Annotated in this window: 16 protein-coding genes and 1 pseudogene; 6 read left to right on the top strand and 11 right to left on the bottom strand. The window is 43.7% G+C overall.

What is annotated here, in order from left to right; all coding sequences use genetic code 11:
- Positions 1–16 precede the first annotated feature (16 nt).
- The 4 genes from A1232T_RS05040 to A1232T_RS05055 form a co-directional block, all read right to left on the bottom strand.
- Positions 17–1,621 carry an AbgT family transporter gene (locus A1232T_RS05040; protein ID WP_077448399.1) on the bottom strand — a complete coding sequence of 535 codons (1,605 nt, stop codon included), beginning with the start codon at positions 1,619–1,621 and terminating at the stop codon, positions 17–19.
- 358 nt (positions 1,622–1,979) lie between these two features.
- Complete coding sequence (locus tag A1232T_RS05045; RefSeq protein ID WP_077448400.1) at positions 1,980–2,696, bottom strand: hypothetical protein; 717 nt, start codon at positions 2,694–2,696, stop codon at positions 1,980–1,982.
- Positions 2,697–2,768: 72 nt separating this feature from the next.
- On the bottom strand, positions 2,769–4,103 hold the full coding sequence (locus A1232T_RS05050) for an FUSC family protein (protein WP_077448401.1): 1,335 nt from the start codon (positions 4,101–4,103) through the stop codon (positions 2,769–2,771).
- 53 nt (positions 4,104–4,156) lie between these two features.
- Positions 4,157–4,690, bottom strand: coding sequence for a DUF421 domain-containing protein (locus A1232T_RS05055; RefSeq protein WP_077448402.1), 534 nt, complete (start codon positions 4,688–4,690; stop codon positions 4,157–4,159).
- A 292-nt stretch (positions 4,691–4,982) separates the two neighbouring features.
- On the opposite strand from A1232T_RS05055, the gene A1232T_RS05060 reads away from it, so the two are divergent.
- From A1232T_RS05060 to A1232T_RS05085, 6 genes are all read left to right on the top strand, one after another.
- The gene (locus A1232T_RS05060; RefSeq protein ID WP_077448403.1) at positions 4,983–5,138 is read left to right on the top strand and encodes a DUF1328 domain-containing protein; all 156 of its coding nucleotides are present in this window, start codon (positions 4,983–4,985) and stop codon (positions 5,136–5,138) included.
- A 377-nt stretch (positions 5,139–5,515) separates the two neighbouring features.
- The gene (locus A1232T_RS05065) at positions 5,516–6,496 is read left to right on the top strand and encodes a metallophosphoesterase (RefSeq protein ID WP_077448404.1); all 981 of its coding nucleotides are present in this window, start codon (positions 5,516–5,518) and stop codon (positions 6,494–6,496) included.
- Between the two features lie 62 nt (positions 6,497–6,558).
- Positions 6,559–7,116, top strand: a complete 558-nt coding sequence (gene purE / locus A1232T_RS05070; protein WP_077448405.1) for a 5-(carboxyamino)imidazole ribonucleotide mutase — start codon at positions 6,559–6,561, stop codon at positions 7,114–7,116.
- 155 nt (positions 7,117–7,271) lie between these two features.
- A complete protein-coding gene (locus A1232T_RS05075) occupies positions 7,272–8,468 on the top strand; it encodes a 5-(carboxyamino)imidazole ribonucleotide synthase (protein ID WP_077448406.1) in 1,197 nt (398 codons plus the stop codon).
- A gap of 35 nt (positions 8,469–8,503) precedes the next feature.
- Positions 8,504–8,953, top strand: a complete 450-nt coding sequence (locus tag A1232T_RS05080; protein ID WP_077448414.1) for a YaiI/YqxD family protein — start codon at positions 8,504–8,506, stop codon at positions 8,951–8,953.
- A 254-nt stretch (positions 8,954–9,207) separates the two neighbouring features.
- Positions 9,208–9,849 carry an NAD(P)H-binding protein gene (locus tag A1232T_RS05085; protein ID WP_077448407.1) on the top strand — a complete coding sequence of 214 codons (642 nt, stop codon included), beginning with the start codon at positions 9,208–9,210 and terminating at the stop codon, positions 9,847–9,849.
- Positions 9,850–9,853: 4 nt separating this feature from the next.
- Here A1232T_RS05085 and epmA read toward each other — a convergent pair whose 3' ends face one another.
- The 7 genes and pseudogenes from epmA to A1232T_RS13810 all read right to left on the bottom strand — a co-directional run.
- A complete protein-coding gene (gene epmA, locus A1232T_RS05090; protein WP_095532727.1) occupies positions 9,854–10,864 on the bottom strand; it encodes an EF-P lysine aminoacylase EpmA in 1,011 nt (336 codons plus the stop codon).
- A gap of 102 nt (positions 10,865–10,966) precedes the next feature.
- Positions 10,967–12,085 carry a 4-phosphoerythronate dehydrogenase gene (locus A1232T_RS05095; protein WP_077448408.1) on the bottom strand — a complete coding sequence of 373 codons (1,119 nt, stop codon included), beginning with the start codon at positions 12,083–12,085 and terminating at the stop codon, positions 10,967–10,969.
- A 123-nt stretch (positions 12,086–12,208) separates the two neighbouring features.
- Complete coding sequence (locus A1232T_RS05100; RefSeq protein ID WP_077448409.1) at positions 12,209–13,498, bottom strand: AI-2E family transporter; 1,290 nt, start codon at positions 13,496–13,498, stop codon at positions 12,209–12,211.
- Positions 13,499–13,745: 247 nt separating this feature from the next.
- Positions 13,746–15,839, bottom strand: a complete 2,094-nt coding sequence (gene glyS, locus A1232T_RS05105; protein WP_077448410.1) for a glycine--tRNA ligase subunit beta — start codon at positions 15,837–15,839, stop codon at positions 13,746–13,748.
- An 85-nt stretch (positions 15,840–15,924) separates the two neighbouring features.
- A complete protein-coding gene (gene glyQ, locus A1232T_RS05110) occupies positions 15,925–16,878 on the bottom strand; it encodes a glycine--tRNA ligase subunit alpha (RefSeq protein WP_077448411.1) in 954 nt (317 codons plus the stop codon).
- A gap of 425 nt (positions 16,879–17,303) precedes the next feature.
- Positions 17,304–17,516: a PspC domain-containing protein gene (locus tag A1232T_RS05115; RefSeq protein WP_077448412.1), complete on the bottom strand. Its 213-nt coding sequence runs from the start codon at positions 17,514–17,516 to the stop codon at positions 17,304–17,306.
- 65 nt (positions 17,517–17,581) lie between these two features.
- A pseudogene (locus A1232T_RS13810) lies at positions 17,582–17,668 on the bottom strand (IS5/IS1182 family transposase); the annotation flags it as partial.

Genomic DNA, 17,668 nt, shown 5'->3' on the forward strand with positions numbered 1-17,668 from the left:
TTTTTGCTATAGAAGCTTAGCGTGCAGGATAATAAGTTTCTGCGCCAGGACCCACAGGTAAACCAAGTACGAATACCCAAACACAGAATAGAACCGTCCAGCCAATCAAGAACATCATTGAGTACGGCAACATCATCGCCATCAGTGTACCCACACCGGTGTTCTTTTTATAGCGCATCGCAACCGCTAGAATCAAACCAAAGTAGCTCATCATTGGGGTAATAATGTTAGTACTCGAGTCACCAATACGGTATGCCGCTTGAATCATTTCAGGCGCATAACCGGTCAACATAAGCATTGGTACGAAGATAGGTGCAGTCACCGCCCACTGTGCTGAGGCTGAACCCAACATTAAGTTAACCAAACCACAAATCAGAATAAAACCAACCAATAGCAGTGGACCGGTTAGACCAATGTCATTTAGGAAAGTAGCGCCAGACACTGCCATTACTGAACCTAGGTTTGACCACTTAAAAAAGGCCGTAAACTGAGCTGCGAAGAATACCAGAACGATATAGATACTCAGCGAGCTCATTGCGTTGCTCATGGCATCAACCACATCTTGGTTGTTTTTGATGCTGCCAGTGATTTTACCGTAGATGTAACCTGGTAGCGCGAAGAACACAAAGATGAAGACCACAATGCCGTTTAGGAAAGGCGAACCTGCAACAAGACCTGTCTCTGGATGACGCAAAATACCATCAGCAGGCACAACCGTCCAAGCCAATAGCAAGCAGAACACCAACATGCTGATACCGGCCCAGATAAGACCTTTTTTCTCAACAGCGCTTACCTGTTCAATTTCGCTTTCTAGAACTGATGCATCATCGGCATCATCTGGATTGTATTTACCTAAGCTTGGCTCAACAATTTTTTCAGTAACAAAATAACCAATTGCACTGATTAAGAAGGTACTGGCAATCATGAAGTACCAGTTTGCTTCTGCACCAACGGTATAAGTCGGGTCGATAATACGCGCCGCTTCTTGGGTAATACCCGACAGTAGCGGGTCAACCGTACCCAGCAATAAGTTGGCACTATAACCGCCTGAAACACCAGCAAAGGCTGCCGCCAAACCTGCTAGTGGGTGACGACCTAATGAGTGGAAAATCATCGCAGCCAGTGGGATTAATACCACATAACCCAGCTCCGATGCCGTGTTAGACATAATACCGGCAAACACGATGGTAAACGTCACCATCTTCTTAGGGGCATTCATCACCAGACCACGCATGGCGGCTGAAATCATACCTGAGTATTCAGCAATACCCACACCCAGTAGGGCAACCAGTACCGTACCTAAGGGCACGAATCCAGTGAAGTTGGTCACTAAGTTTTCGACAATACGTGCCAGCCCATCACCGTTAACCAAGTTCACAACATAGATCATGCCGTCTTCAGCACGACCTGCTGTGCCTTCAGGTCTTGGGTCAATAACAGAGACGCCAAAGTAAGACAGGATAGCGGAAAGTGCCAATAGCAATACCGACATCCAAACAAATAAAATAACAGGGTGAGGTAACAAATTACCTAGCCACTCTACCCCTTTTAAGAATCGCTGCATACGCGAGCTGTCAGCACTCGAATCGTAATGAGAGTTTGGTGAACCACTTCCTTGCATAGGTTGTTACTCCTAACTAAATATAAATTACTGTTAAATTTACATAATGTGACTTTTGCTTACTTGGGAATTAAATTTTTAGGCGGCGATTGAAACACATTTACCAAATAGAAACAAATACTTTTAGTTCACAAAAAAATTAGTTTGTAATAACACTGCTTGATAATTAAAGGCTTGAGGACGATGCTTTGTCAGCGAATAAGCAGCTTTTATGACAGGTCACGTTGCTATGGTCTTGATATCTTTACTAAAATTAGCTAAGCAAACTTTTTAATACAGCAGCCCAACTTGGTAGATTGAATAAAAAAAGCCCCTCACTACTTAAGTAATGAGGGACTTTTTTTGGTTATCGGTAGGACTAATCTGAGAAGGATTCTAGTTGTGACCAAATTGCTGAGAAGGTTTGCTCTAGCTCAGCCCGCATTTGCAGTGTCAGCTTGGTACATAAATGACGTAAGCCATGTACGGTTACCCCAGCGACTTGCGTATAAGCATAGTAGGCTTCCATTTCTCCCATTAACGGCAACTTCTTCACCGTTATTTCATGGCCTTCCCCGTACAGCTCTAAAAATCGATCAAAGGCTCGCCAGCCCATACAAATGATGTGCTTGGGTTGAATTTGTTCAATATCAAGCTGAGTTAGTGCTCGGTGCTCGGCTCGCATCTCCTCTGGTAGCTCGGCCAGTTGCGCTTGTAGCACTACCTCTTTAGGCGCTGCAAAATACGACACAAAGCTGGTCTCGGCACAGCGCTGTAACCGGCTTATGTCTCCTCCACAAATGATTTCTACAATGCGATTGGCATAACGACTGCCTCTCTCAACATCACTGATGTATTTGCAGGGAGTCTCCTCAAAGTCTTTGACCACGGCTTGAGCGCGACGAGCCTCAATATCTCCCCAATCCTCTCGGTTACTGTGACCGGGGTTAATACTGACAAAAAGAAGATCAGGATACTGAGTTTGCCCAGTAATAAAGTTACCGGTATAGCAAAGTGGGTCATTACCCAGTATCAGATTAGCACGCGATACAAACTCGTTAATCCGTTGCTGCTTGTCTTCGAAATAATTGCTCACTCTTAAACGGCTCCCCACTGTGAAACGGCTATTTTAGCTAGTGATTTTTATGTTTTAGCGATATGGGCTGTTTTATACATCCAAATCACTTTCGCCCCCATGAGCATGAATACGACGCTGCTCTTGGCGCTGATAGCGTAGACCGGATCCTTTATACCACTGGGACTGAGTTTGTTGTAGTAAATCACTCAAGCTTTGTAGCTGGCCCTGCAAGGTTTGGGTTAGCCAAAAGTAGCCTTGCCATTCAAAAGGTAGGGTCTGCACACTCGGATAATCTGAGACCTGAATACGAGTAATAGGCCGAAACACCTGATCGCTAGGACTTCTTAGTACAGCAGCGATATGACGCATGCCCTGCGTTAATTCTCGGTGATAATGATCCACTAAAATACGGTTTTCTTCATCGATGGGACTGTGAGCCAGCTTCGGAGCAGCGCTCAATAGTAGATCAATGGTGCCAATGATATTGCGATGTGTGCGCTGAATCATATCCAAATCCTGAGTGTCCATACCAGACTCTTTAGCAGTCGCTGCAATATGGGCTCTAACTCGCAGTAGGCGCTTATTAATCTCTTTAAACTGCTCTACCATGTCTTTATTAACATAGGTGGTTGAGGCAGTATTGGTAACGCCATCAATGGTCGTAACCGTCGTGGCTCCCAAGTCCAGCTGCACATGCTGGGTATCTATATTGGCCACTTCAGAAGAGCTGGGATGATGTTTATTCAGCTCCTTATCTGCCGCTTCACCCTCTTCGATATCCGCTTCTGCAAAACGCTGATCCAAGCTTGGGTCTGAGATATACGCCTCCACTCCATCGTACATGTTTGCACAGGCTTCTAAGTTATTGGCCAATAAAAAGCGCCACATTAACGTCGACTTTAACGGCAGGATTAAAGTGGCCACCACCGCAAATAAGGTGCCAATTAATACGTTGAACGCTCGAGCAATTCCATCAGGACCAATGCTGTTATGGCTGGAGATAACCATACACATGGTTATCCCTGTTAAAAGCCCAATATAGCCTAGCTGCTTGATAGAGTAGTAACCGATAACCCCACTAATGACCCCGACCAACACATAATACAACCAAGCTATGCCAAAATACCCTTGCACCTGGTGATTAATCCACAGCAGGCCTAAACCCACAACGATACCTAGCAACGTACCGAGGACCCGTTCTTTGGCTTTGGTATAAATAGCGCCTTGATATTGCAGCAATCCCAAAATGACGAACACAGTGATGGTAGCCCACTCTGAATGCGGGATTTGGGTGACCTGACTGAATATTAGTGAGGCAACCACCGCCCCACCCAATCTAATGGAGTGCAATAAATCGGCATGCAAATAACGAGCATAGGGCTCAATTAGGGGTGCCATTAAGCGGTTTTTTAATGATTTACTCATCGTCTACCATTGTGTGTTAAAGGGCTTAGCTTAATAAACAGCTTGCCGTCAGACTATTTGGATTGGGTAGGATTAAGAAGAAGCTCACACTCTCGCACATCATCAAACAGCGCTTTATCAGCCACTGTATCGCTTTGTTTGATGACACTCATGTCTCCTGTGGTCTCCATGATTACAGCGAATATCTCAGATTTAGATTTAATGCCATTTTTGCGTAGTATCTGATGGATATCACTTTTAGACAGGCTAGCTTGCTTGATATTGTTCCAATAATACTCGCCATGCGCCATCAATACTACAGGCTCATTATCGATTAGATCCTTTAATGGCTTAACCTTACGACGTATTATCGATACCACAGCCTGCAGTAAAAACAACATAGCCATGGCTACTAATCCTTGTAGTAGCGAGGGAGATTTTGAAACAACCGTAGAAGCTAAGATACTGCCGATACCCACTGTCATTGCAAAGTCATGGCTAGATAGTTTAGAGAAGCTTCTCAGCCCCATCAGACGGGTAAATAGTATCAAACCAAAGTATATGCCTATGGCTGATAAGGCCACAGCCCCTACTTGACTCCAATCCATAGTGCTCCTTTTGTTCTAGGTTAGTTTTGTGGTGTGTTCTAGATTTATTGTGCTTGGCTAATTAAATACCATATATATACAAGCCCTAACTAAAAGAGGCCGTGATTCATATATCTTTGCTACAACACAACAATACCACACTGAATGTATAACAATAACTTACCCTATCAATTTTTTCATCAGTTATTATAAATCATGCTTAAAAGATAATTTAAAGCATCAAAACAAATCAAAAAACCAAAAACTGATTTTAATAACTGATGTGGTTTATCAGTTTTACAAGGAGTGTATTATGTTTAGATGGGCTATCATATTCGCAGTAATCGCCTTATTAGCAAGTTTCCTAGGTTTCGGCGGTGTAGCAGGCTTAAGTCAAGACTTTGCCTACATCTTCTTAGTAATCGCAGTGATCTTATTCATTGTCGGCTTCATTTCACGCAGAAATTAAGGCTTGACCAAATCTAGACTAGCTAATTTACGTTAAATTGGACACTCTTAAATCGCAAAAAAGCTGTTTGATGAGATATAAAATTTATCGTCACCAATCAACACAGTTAGCAACCTAAACAAAGAAACACCTTCGGGTGTTTCTTTGTTTTTATGCGTTTTTTAAAATCAAACAAGTTTTTAAACCAAATAAGGTTAAAGTTGAATAAGTCTAGTCTTCTCAAGCCATTAGAGACTCGAGTCATTAGAAATAAGCACTAAGGTTGTCATTGCTTTAGGTTCCCGTTACTATCAAACTAACTGGTTACTATAAAAATAGATAAAACAAATACAAGATAAGGTACCCAAAGCCATTCCCTTTATTTTAGGAGTCAGCCTATGATTTATGATGTCATTGGAGACATTCATGGTCATGCCGATAAATTAAAAGGCCTACTCACCAAGCTGGGCTATACTTTAACCAAGCATGACACGTTAAATCTACATTACTATCAGCCACCCCAAGGACATCGTGCCATGTTCATCGGGGATCTGATGGATCGTGGGCCACAGGAAGTTGAGTCGCTTGAGATCGTTTACGCCATGTTAGATACCGGCGTCGCTGATGCGGTAATGGGTAACCATGAATACAATGCTCTGGCATATGCTACGGTTGATGAAACGGCCATGCAGCACCAAGACAGCACACAGCCCCTGTATTTACGCCGTCACAATGAGACCCATACCCGCCAGCACCAAGCCTTCTTAGATGAGGTGCCTTTTGGCTCAAAAGCTCATGAATACTGGCTAAATAGATTTGCTGAACTGCCACTCTGGATAGAAACCGAGCATGCTTGTTTTGTTCATGCCTGTTGGGATGTCGACAACATGGCGCTATTAAAGCCAATGCTAACATCAGACAATCGCCTCACAGCAGAAGCTTTACAGCGCACAGGACAGAAGCACTCTGCCGAGTACGATGCTTTAGAACGGGTTCTTAAAGGCTTGGAGATACCTTTACCTGAAGGCATCAGCTTTACTGATAAAGACGGCGCAGTACGCAGCCGTATGCGCGTTAGATGGTGGGAGGAGCAGCTACAAGGTAAGCGTATTGTCGATATCGCTCGAGCACCACGTTCAGACTTGGCTCAAATTCCACAAGATGCTTTGGTTGAAAACTTAGACTTTAGCTTAAAGACCAACAAACCGGTGTTTATTGGTCACTACTGGCTTAATGACACCCCTGCTCCACTAAGTGATCAGGTGGTCTGTACTGACTATTCAGCAGCTGGTACGGGCTACTTAACGGCCTATCGCTTTGATACCAATAATCCTTATCCTCTATCACCAAAAAACTTTGTGCAATATATTGACCAATAAAAGTCTTTTTATTGCCCCCGAAATTTTGTATGATGAATGTTTTTTGTAAGGAAACTCAAACCATGGCAAATGCCACAAATAACCTGCAAGAAGCCCCTCTTGGGCCAATCCAATCACCGGCTGGCACGCCAAAAGTGGGTATTATCATGGGCTCACAATCGGATTGGGCCACCATGAGTTTGGGCGTACAATTATTGGCAGATTTTGGTGTGCCCTTTGAATGCGAAGTGGTTTCAGCGCATCGTACTCCCGATAAATTATTTGATTATGCCAAATCTGCAAAAGACAAAGGGCTACAAGTAATTATCGCTGGTGCGGGTGGCGCCGCCCACCTGCCTGGTATGTGTGCCAGTCAAACTGAGCTGCCTGTATTAGGGGTTCCCGTAAAATCCTCAACTTTAAGTGGCTGGGACAGCTTGTTATCTATCGTTCAGATGCCAAAAGGCATTGCGGTAGGGACTTTAGCCATTGGTACAGCAGGTGCTTATAACGCAGGTCTATTGGCCATTCAAATCCTAGCCCTACAAGATGAGTCTCTAGCCAAACAGTTGTTAGAGTTCCGCCAAAAACAAACGGACACCGTATTGGCCAGTCCAACACCTGGCGTAATCAATAGCTAAATTTGCTATACTTGAGTGATTAGTTATTTGTTAACAAAGGGGTGCTATTAGCACCTTTTTGTTTTTATAATCCTTTATTCTCGTTATTTATTTTATCCATTACATTTCCACTTAATTTAATTTTTTATTCAATTTAATTGTATTAAGAGCCGAATATGACCACAGCTAACGCTTATCCTGCAGCCCAAACTATCCGCACTATTGGTATCCTTGGTGGCGGTCAACTCGGTATGATGCTGGCAGCTGCCGCCTTACCGCTTGGTTATCGCTGTGTTTTTTTAGAAGACGCCCCAAATTGTCCTGCCTCTTTGTATGGTCAGGTATTTACCAGCGAGCAGCTTGAAGACTTTATCGCTGCTGCAGATGTCTTTACCTTAGAGTTTGAGAATACTCCAGCCAAAACAGTAGCCCGCTTAAAGCAGCTGTCTGATTCTGGTGAGAAGCAAGGCATGTTCCCACCGCCACAAGCTCTAGAGGTAGCGCAAGACCGTCTAAGCGAAAAAAGCTTGTTTAATGAGCTAGGTATTAAAACCGTCCCTTTCAAAAGTGTCAGCTCTAAACAAGAGTTAAAAGCTGCCAGTGAAGAGCTTGGCCTGCCCTTGGTTCTAAAAACCAGCCGCGGCGGTTATGATGGCAAAGGTCAGTTTGTGGTAAAAACAGAAGCCGACATTACGGAAGCGTGGAAGGCTTTAGGAGATGCAGTTACTGGTAAAGGTAGCCTTACGCCAACCCCTGCCCCTTTGATCGCTGAAGGCTTTATTAACTTTAGCCGTGAGGTTTCTATCATTGCTACCCGTGCTCAAGATGGGTCAATACGTACTTATGATTTGGTAGAAAACAACCACCACACGGGCATCTTAGCTACCTCTCACGCCCCAGCTGTGGGTACCAGTCACTTATTGCCTGAAGCAAAAAAAGCCATTGAAACCTTAATGACTCACTTAGACTATGTGGGTACTATGGCGCTTGAGCTGTTTGTTAGTAAAGATGAAAAAGACAAAGACATCATTCTAGCCAACGAGATTGCTCCTCGAGTTCATAATTCAGGTCACTGGAGTATTGAAGGCGCTGTAACCAGTCAGTTTGAAAACCATATGCGTGCCGTTGTGGGACTGCCTCTTGGCGATACTGACAACGTCTATCCTTCAGTGATGGTCAACGTATTGGGTGAGTATCCTAATATCGCAGATGTTCTCTCAATTGATGGTGCTCATTATCACACCTATCACAAAGAAGAGCGTGCGGATCGCAAAATTGCCCACATTACGTTGATGCCAAATGATGTGGCTAAACTTGATGAAGCACTAGATCAGTTAGTCGCTGTTCTACCCAATAAAATGGGTCTTGATTAATGACTACGCAAGGCGCTCAAAATGCAAAAAAAGGCATGACCATTTGGATTGATGCCGATGCCTGCCCCTTGGTGGTTAAAGATTTAATCACCAAGACCGTTTTGCGCACCAACACCCCTGCTATTTTTGTGGCCAATCAGCCCATCAAGGTTCGTAAATCACCGCTGATTACCATGAAAGTAGTGGGCTCAGGCTTTGATGTCGCCGATGATTACATTACTGATAATGTCGCCCCTGGTGATTTAGTAATTACCAGCGACATACCTTTGGCTAATGATGTGCTAGATAATGGGGGGCAGGTTTTAACCCCGCATGGCATTATTTATGACAAAAACAACATCAAGCAAAAGCTCAATGCCCGCGACTTTATGGACACCATGCGCTCCACTGGGGTGCTTGATTTGAGCCAAATGGGCGGTCAAAAGCCCTACTCCGATAAAGATAAAAAGCAATTTGCCGATGGTTTAAATAAACTGGTGCGCTAAGTCGTACCCGTTTATTACTCCTTCTATTTCTTACCTATCAACCACCAACCTCATTTCCTTGCAAAGGGGATACACACTGCAACCAATCTCTATTTAAGCCCTACATCTTCTCACTGAGCTCTCCTCTGATTATTGATACAGTAGTTACCAAGATAGTTTGATACTTATGAAATCCTCTTATAGAGAAAACACAAGCTAGAGAAAGCATAAGTTATTGATATAAAAGATAATAAGCAATCGGAGTAAGCAATAAGATGAATATTTTAGTAATAGGCGCAAGCGGTCGTGTGGGGTCAGAGTTGGTACAACAACTACTTGATGATAATCACAGCGTTACAGGGACCTCACGAGAAAATAACCCATTATTCGATAACGACAACTACACTCATTTGGCGGTGGATTTAACGGCTGAAAAAGAAGAGATTGCCAAGCAGATTGCTGGCAATTTTGATGCGGTGTATTTTACAGCAGGCTCAGGCGGCAAAGATGTATTGGGCGTTGATTTGCATGGCGCGGTCAAAACCATGCAAGCGGCGCAAATCAAAGGCATTAGCCGCTATATTATGCTAAGCACCGTGTTTTCACTAGATACGACGAAGTGGACATTGCCGGGTATTAATCAGCTAAAAGACTATTACATCGCTAAGCACTATGCTGATCATTGGTTAATTAATAACAGCACTCTAGACTATACCATCGTGCAAGCGGGCGCCTTAAAAGAGCGCGAAGCTACCGATAAAATAGCGATTAATGCAGACTCAGCGGGTGAAAATGCCATTAAAGATGTGGCGGCTACTCTAGCGGCCGTATTGAGCGCAGACAACACGGTTCATAAAGTGTTTAGTATGCAAAATGGCGATACCCCAATTGCAGAGGCTGTGGCAAATATTAGCTAATGGCTTAGGCTCGGCCAATCCCAAAGCCAATAACCTCATCAATTTTCTTAGCGCCAGTCACTACCATCAAGAGTCTATCGACACCCAAAGCGATACCGCTACAGGCTGGTAGATCATCACAAGCGGCTACCAAGTGCTTATCAATGGGCATAATGGGTAGACCGCGGCTGGCACGCTCTTTATTATCTGCCTCAAACCTAGCTTGCAGTGCAGCCCCATCTGCCAGCTCATCATACGCATTGGCGATTTCAATACCGTTGATATACAGCTCAAAGCGTTTGGCCACCTCATTGCCCTGCTCGTCAGTCTCAACCTTGGCTAAGGCTGCTGTAGCGGGTGGATAGTCAGTAATAAGCGTTGGCATATCATGACCTAAATTGGGCTCAACCAAATGGCTAAATAGCACATCAAGCCAGCCTTGACGGTCCTCACCTAACTCTAGTCCACCAAAGCCATGCTCTGTCGCTACTGCAATGATAGCCTCAAGACTTGCAGTTAAGGGATGCAGACCCACATGGTCGAGGAAAGCTTGGCTATAACTGTAATGAGTTAGCTTCTGTGGCTGCCCATAAACAGCTGTCAATAAGTCAGATAACTCATTGGCCAGTGCCTCAAGACTAAACCCTGGGCGATACCATTCAAGCATCGTAAATTCGCTGTTGTGGCGACCGCTCACCTCATTATCCCGAAACACTGGGCAAATTTGATACATTGCCACTTGCCAAGCGGCTAGCATTCGCTTCATTGCAAACTCAGGAGAGGTGTGCAAATAATGGGTTTGTGGCTTATCTTGCACAGTCACGTTGGTCGATATCGACGGCACAAACACATCAGTATTACCTGCCTGCGACATCAATGGCGTTTGCACTTCTAATACCTCACGTTCAGCAAAAAACTGACGTAATGTTTCCATAAACTGAGCACGCTTAACTGCCATCTCTAGGCTCATTGAAGGTGCATAACTTTGAGAGTTGGCTTTGTCATTAAAAGGGGCGGACGACATAGAATTAGACATGACTTACTCTTTATATACTGGTATTAAATAAGGCCCAGTTAAGGGCCTAATTTTAAAAATCGACTAAATAAGAAACGGCTGTAAAGGTTGAGCAGTAAGCTTTTAACGCTCAAATAACCACTCGCGGCGCAGAGCATAGTTTTTACGCAAAGCATCAAAGGCTTGACCTTCAACCGCAGACGCTGATTCATCTAAAGCTTCTCTAAGCAAGCTATCATCGGCTTTAATATCATAAAATTCAACCAGCTTTTCAGGGGCTTGTTTTAGATCTTGCCAGTGATACGGATTATCCGGCAGTAAATCAGCCATTAGGTCCTGCTCTTTGATGGTCAGGATATCCGCCCCTTTTTCGCCATAAGAGCGAACAAAAGTATCAAAGATAATCTGAGTGCCACGCAGTTTACCCTCTAAGGTATAACCCGCAATGTGCGGCGTAGCAATGGCCAGCTTCTTAAGTAGCTGAGCAGGTACTTGAGGCTCATGCTCAAATACATCGAGTACCACTTGGCGCTGCGGGGATTTATCGAGCTCAGCCAGTAAATCTGCCTCACTAACTACAGGACCACGAGCGGTATTAATCAGTAAAGTCTGCTGTGGAATCTTAGCCAGTGCAGCAGCATCAATCATATGATAGGTAGGCAGCTCACTATGGCCTAGCATCGTTAACGGCACGTGCAGACTAATCACATCACTCTCAGTTAATACCTGATCAAGGCTAGCATTATTGATAATTGAAGCCGACTGGAAAGGGTCGTAGCCCAGCACCTCCCATCCTAAATCCAGCGCATATCGTGCTAGGGTGCTACCAATATTACCTAAGCCAATAATCCCTACTTTAACCGGCTTATCTTCATTCGCTGACCAGTAATCAGGACGCAACTGTAAAATAGCGCTCAGCACATATTGTGCCACAGAGTGCTTGCTGCAGCCGGCAGCATTGGCGAAGCGAATACCGCGTAAACTAACATAACCTTCATTGACGTGGTCAGTACCAATAGTGGCCGAACCAACAAACTTAACACTCTGGTTTTTATCCAGCAGCTTAGCATCTACTGGCGTTACCGAACGAATCAGCAGAGCATCAGGCTGGTGCTGTTCGAGCGCTTCAGGCGTAATATCTCGACCGGCCATTTCAATCACATTAATAGGATGCTTTAAGATCTCTTCATTAAAATAGTCGTGCAAATGAGCAATGTTACTATCGGCAATAATGGTGAGCATGAGAAAAGTTAATCCTTATTTAAATGAGTGTCGTTGTTTTTATTGAGATTAGTTTTATAGATATCAGTTTTATGGATATTAAGAGCGATTTGTCGTTTATAGACTCTATTTATAGTTTAGCTCTTATTTATCCGGTCGATGATTATCATCTTCTTTGTGATTATGAGAAGAATCTGGTACTGAGCAGCTTTTTAGCTCCTGCGCCGAGTCTGATTTATCAGTCCCATCTTTTGGCGCATCGGCAAACGGATACTTACTAAAAGTCACCACGTTGGGAGAAATCTCTAACGCCATAGGCCGATCTGCCGGCTTCCATTGATGCTCATCAAGCTGGGCATAACAAGGGGCAAAGATAATATTACGATGTTGATTAATCCATTCTCGCCAAACCGCTAGAGCAATTGCCAACACAACAGGCCCGATAAATAGACCCACAAAGCCAAAGGCTGTCAGGCCTCCTAGTACCCCAATAAAGATAATGATAAAGGGAATCTTGGTGGCGCCAGAGATTACAATAGGACGGATTAGGTTATCCACCCAACTGATCACCAACATACCCCAAAGTGCCAAACCAATAGCCTCAGCAGTGTGACCTTGAGTTAGTAGCCAAATAGACACCCCCATCCAAGCAAAAGGAGTACCAAACGGAATCAGCGCCACAACGAAGGTCATCAAGGTCAATAGGATAGGACTTGGTGCGCCTGCAGAATAATAGCCAATACCGGCTAGAATAGCCTGCGCCAATGCAGTTAGACCAATACCATAAACCACTGCCTGAGTGGTCGAGCCCACAGAGTCAATATAATCATCAATACGGTTACCAATGATATTACGTAGTGCCTGACGGATTTGTTTAATCAGGCTAATGCCATCTCGATAGAAGAAAAAGATAGTCATCAACGCCATGCCCATCTTGGCCATAGTGCTCAGTGCCACATCTAAGGCGACTTTTCCGTAATACAAATGCGACTGTAACCAAGCTCTAAATGCACTCAAAGACGCTTCAGGATCTTTGTTAATCTCCCACAAGATGTCTTTAACTTGCTGCCCAATGACTGGGATATTCTTAATCTCTTCAGGTAAATCAACGTAGCCTACCTTGATTCGATATAGCAGGTTACTGTATAAGTTGACGGCCTCTTGCTGGAGTACAAAAAGACCCAGCACCACAGGCACCCCTAACATCAAAGAGATACACACCGTCATGATACCGGCGCTAATATTGGGACTTAATCTTACTTTTTGATGGAAGAAATTATAAGCAGGGAAGGTGACATAAGACAGGATAGCGGCCCATAAGGCAGGCACGATAAAAAACTGTACCACCTTAAAGCAAAGAATAAACAGTATCACTAATAAGGTTGCGGTCAGCACCCGCTGTGTGACCCGCTCCCGCGTCCAGTTTTCAATCATGACAGCGCATACCCAAGTAACGTAACAGAGAATTTAGAGTTGTATTAATCTATTGTATTATGCGATAAGAATCTAAAAATGAGTAATGTTAACTTGTAACTTTTACTTACAATATTAATGCCACTAGCTGTCCCTACACCCATAGGCTTAGGGGGTTTAAATACCAAAAAAGAGCATAACGCAAAAACGCTATGCCCTTTAAATTGGCTGCTAGACAGAGATTTTATTAACAAATAAACCTTCTAGACTAGATCTGTAATTCACCCACATCAGCCACCGTTAAGAACAGCTCACGCACCTGCTTCAACAAGGTCAAGCGATTAGCTTTTAGAGCTTCATCTTCACTGTTCACCATTACATTATCGAAGAAGCCTGTCAATGGGGCTTCTAATGTGGCTAGCGACTGTAAGATTTGGTTGTATTGTGCGTCAGCCTGCAAAGGAGCTACCTCAGTCTTGGCTTTGCTTAAGGCTTGATACAAGATTTTTTCAGCGTCTTCTGTTAATAAAGACTCGTCAACCGACTCACCCACTTGCCCTTCTGATTTAGCTAAGATATTGGCAACACGTTTGTTAATCTCTGCCAATGTCGCCGCTTGTGGTAAGTTACGGAATTCACTCACCGCATGTAAGCGCTGGTCAAAGTCTAAAGGTAGGTGTGGATTTATGGCCAATACTGCTTGAATACTATCAACACTGATACCTTGCTCAGTATACATAGCGCGATAACGTGAGTTGATAAACTCCATAACTTGCGTCAAAGTTTTTTGCTCATCAGCCAGCTTACCTTGATAATTAGCAACGGCTTGTTCGATTAAGACTTTTAAGTTAATAGGCAGCTTCTTCTCAATTAAGATACGAAGCACACCAATGGCTGAGCGGCGTAGACTGAACGGGTCTTTTGATCCTGTCGGGGCTTGGTCAATACCGAAGATCCCAACCAAAGTGTCTAGGCGATCGGCTAAGGCCAGACAAATACCAATAGCGGTCTGCGGTAACACATCACCGCTAAACTTAGGTAAGTACTGCTCTTCAACTGCAGCAGCAATGGTCTCAGGCTCTCCGTTTAAACGAGCATAATAAGTCCCTGCAATACCTTGCAGCTCTGGGAACTCACCCACTAAAGTACTGGTTAGATCTGCTTTTGATAGCATGGCAGCACGCTTAGTCTGCTCAACATCAATGTCTGAATAAGCGGTAATGTTTTGCTCTTTAAAGGTGGTTGCGATGAACGCTGCTAAACTAGCAATGCGCTCAGACTTTTCCCAAATGGTGCCTAACTTATCTTGGAAGACACGATTTTTTAGGCTTTCTGCCATCTCGATAAGTGGCTGCTTTTGATCTTGTAAGAAGAAGAACTCAGCATCAGCCAAACGAGGACGCACTACTTTTTCATTACCACTAACCACTTGGCTTGGGTCTTTTGACTCAATGTTGCTAATGAAGATAAAGTAAGGTTGCAGTTTGCCTTCTTTGTCAGTTAAACAGAAGTACTTTTGGTCGGCTTGCATGGTGCTGATTAAAGCTTCTTGTGGCACTTGCAAAAAGCGCTCTTCAAAGCTTGCACGTAGGGCCACTGGCAAATCAACTAGCGCGGTCACTTCATCTAATAAGTCTTGAGGCACAATTGCGTCAGCATTTACTTCAGCAGACAGTTTTTTCACCCCTTCAACGATTAACTGTTGGCGACGGTCAAAATCAACGATAACCTTAGCCGCTTCAAGTGCACTCTCATACTCATTGGCATGTGGTATTACTATCGGCTGTGGTGAGTGGTAACGGTGACCTAAAGTCTCATTTCCTGCCTGCAAACCTTGAATAGACGCCTCAATCACTTGATTGTCTTGCATCAGCACCAACCACTTCACCGGACGGACGAATTCTTCACGGCTAGCCCCTGAACGCATACGCTTTGCAATTGGTAAGTTGTCTAAGGCATTTTGGAAAATATTTGGCAATAACTCAGTCGTTTCTTGACCCTGAACCGTTAATTCATAACCAATATAATCACCCTTATCGGTTTCAATAGTCATCAGCTCACTAACATCAATACCTAGACCTTTGGCGAAACCTTCAGCGGCGCGAGTTGGCTTACCTTCAGCATCATAAGCGGCCTTAACTGCAGGACCACGCTTTTGTTCAACACGATCTGGCTGCTTGTCACTAATGCCTTCAATCAATAAAGACAAACGGCGAGGTGCTGCCATAACCTTTAAGCTGTCATAGCTAATATTAGCGTCTTGTAATTGGGTTTCAACGCTCGCTTTTAATGAATCACGTAATGGCTTTAAGCTTTTTGGTGGCAGCTCTTCACTACCTAGTTCAAATAAAATTGTACTCATGAGATTCTCTATTTTCGAAGATGTTATTAATATTTATAGGCTATAGATGGCTCTATGCAAGCTCACAAAAGACCGCTCACAAAAATTATTTATCGGCTTTTTTGTCTGCAGTGCTGTCATCTTTTGGCAAATACTTTTTCAGTGCAGCCTCGCGGTGCGCCTCATCTGCCAATGGGAAGCCAAGCTTCGCGCGCGCCTGAACATAACCTTGTGCCACTTTACGAGCTAAAGTACGGACTCTTAAAATAAAGCGTTGACGCTCAGTCACTGAAATTGCGCCACGAGCATCTAGCAAGTTAAAGGTATGCGACGCTTTTAACACCATCTCATAAGCAGGCAGGGGTAGATCAGCTGCTACCAGCTTATCTGCTTGCTCTTCATAAAAATCAAATAACTCAAACATCTTCGGCACATCAGCGTGCTCAAAGTTATAAGTCGACTGCTCCACTTCATTTTGGTGGAACACATCGCCATAAGTTACTTTACCAAACTCACCATCGGTCCAAACTAGGTCATATACGCTATCTACGCCCTGAATGTACATCGCTAGACGCTCAAGACCATAAGTGATTTCACCGGTTACTGGGAAGCACTCAAGACCGCCCACTTGCTGGAAGTAAGTGAACTGAGTCACTTCCATACCGTTTAACCAAACTTCCCAACCTAGGCCCCATGCACCAAGCGTTGGTGACTCCCAGTTATCTTCTACAAAACGCACATCATGAGTCAGGGTATCAATACCAATCGCCTCTAACGAGCCTAAGTACAGCTCTTGAATATTAGGTGGGTTTGGCTTCATGACCACTTGGAACTGATAATAATGTTGCAGGCGGTTGGGGTTATTACCATAACGACCATCAGTTGGGCGACGCGAAGGCTGGACATAAGCTGCGTTCCAGATTTCTGGACCTAAAGAACGTAAAAATGTCGCAGTATGAAAGGTCCCTGCCCCCACTTCCATATCGTAAGGCTGTAAAACCACACAGCCTTTTTCTGCCCAATAAGTTTGCAAAGTCAAAATTAATTGTTGAAAAGTCATAATGTCGCCACGTTTTAATGAAAATAGGGATGAATAAGCGAGTCGAATGTGATCGCTTATGGTCAATTTTTTTAAGGGTTAACTTTAATACGTTCACCTTACTAAAAAAACGCTATTTTATCTATATTGTAAGCCGAATTGATGCAAATATAGACAAAAAAATACCTAGATGGTAACCCATCTAGGCAGGAGGAAAAGTATGCTGTCGTGGCCAACGAATGACCACTCATCTTATTGTACTTATACTGAAGCTAATAACGGGCCAATAATGAAGCCAAATTACCTCTATTTCTTATTATATATTTTTTTATAATGTCTGGGGTTATAGTAATGTTTCAGGATATTACGTATTAGCCAATATCCTGAATAGCATCTCCCAAAAAATCCTGCTCAGGCTGTTTTTTATTTAGCTACTCACCGTGTGCTTATACATAAGAATCCGCAGTAGCTTTTGGCATAATTAGCCACAGGATTAAGTAAATTAAAATACCTGGAACCGCCGCACTGGCACTAGAAATAATAAAGAATAAAATACGGGTTAAGTTAGGCGACCACCCAAAGTACTCTGCTACTCCGCCCATAACCCCTGCAATCATTCGATGATTACGTGAACGATGTAGTTTTTTTAATTTTGCCATAACAACTTTCTCCTCTCGAAAAATGACACGGTACCAAACTGTCAAAGGACCTCTAGGGCGTGTCCTCAATTTAACTTACAGTGAATAATAGTACAAGCTAGGTAAAGCATAGATTTAAAATTGCGTGCTAGCTTTTCATAGCGTGTTGCTAT

This window comes from Psychrobacter pasteurii (genome assembly GCF_900162815.1).
In the GTDB taxonomy this organism is placed as follows: domain Bacteria; phylum Pseudomonadota; class Gammaproteobacteria; order Pseudomonadales; family Moraxellaceae; genus Psychrobacter; species Psychrobacter pasteurii.

What these genes read in the sequence shown, in the direction of transcription:
- A1232T_RS05040 (WP_077448399.1), bottom strand. Translation starts at nt 1,621, where the DNA reads ATGCAAGGAAGTGGTTCACCAAACTCTCATTACGATTCGAGTGCTGAC.
- A1232T_RS05050 (WP_077448401.1), bottom strand. Translation starts at nt 4,103, where the DNA reads ATGAGTAAATCATTAAAAAACCGCTTAATGGCACCCCTAATTGAGCCC.
- A1232T_RS05055 (WP_077448402.1), bottom strand. Translation starts at nt 4,690, where the DNA reads ATGGATTGGAGTCAAGTAGGGGCTGTGGCCTTATCAGCCATAGGCATA.
- A1232T_RS05060 (WP_077448403.1), top strand. Translation starts at nt 4,983, where the DNA reads ATGTTTAGATGGGCTATCATATTCGCAGTAATCGCCTTATTAGCAAGT.
- A1232T_RS05065 (WP_077448404.1), top strand. Translation starts at nt 5,516, where the DNA reads ATGATTTATGATGTCATTGGAGACATTCATGGTCATGCCGATAAATTA.
- purE (WP_077448405.1), top strand. Translation starts at nt 6,559, where the DNA reads ATGGCAAATGCCACAAATAACCTGCAAGAAGCCCCTCTTGGGCCAATC.
- A1232T_RS05075 (WP_077448406.1), top strand. Translation starts at nt 7,272, where the DNA reads ATGACCACAGCTAACGCTTATCCTGCAGCCCAAACTATCCGCACTATT.
- A1232T_RS05080 (WP_077448414.1), top strand. Translation starts at nt 8,504, where the DNA reads ATGACCATTTGGATTGATGCCGATGCCTGCCCCTTGGTGGTTAAAGAT.
- A1232T_RS05085 (WP_077448407.1), top strand. Translation starts at nt 9,208, where the DNA reads ATGAATATTTTAGTAATAGGCGCAAGCGGTCGTGTGGGGTCAGAGTTG.
- epmA (WP_095532727.1), bottom strand. Translation starts at nt 10,864, where the DNA reads ATGTCTAATTCTATGTCGTCCGCCCCTTTTAATGACAAAGCCAACTCT.
- A1232T_RS05095 (WP_077448408.1), bottom strand. Translation starts at nt 12,085, where the DNA reads ATGCTCACCATTATTGCCGATAGTAACATTGCTCATTTGCACGACTAT.
- A1232T_RS05100 (WP_077448409.1), bottom strand. Translation starts at nt 13,498, where the DNA reads ATGATTGAAAACTGGACGCGGGAGCGGGTCACACAGCGGGTGCTGACC.
- glyS (WP_077448410.1), bottom strand. Translation starts at nt 15,839, where the DNA reads ATGAGTACAATTTTATTTGAACTAGGTAGTGAAGAGCTGCCACCAAAA.
- glyQ (WP_077448411.1), bottom strand. Translation starts at nt 16,878, where the DNA reads ATGACTTTTCAACAATTAATTTTGACTTTGCAAACTTATTGGGCAGAA.
- A1232T_RS05115 (WP_077448412.1), bottom strand. Translation starts at nt 17,516, where the DNA reads ATGGCAAAATTAAAAAAACTACATCGTTCACGTAATCATCGAATGATT.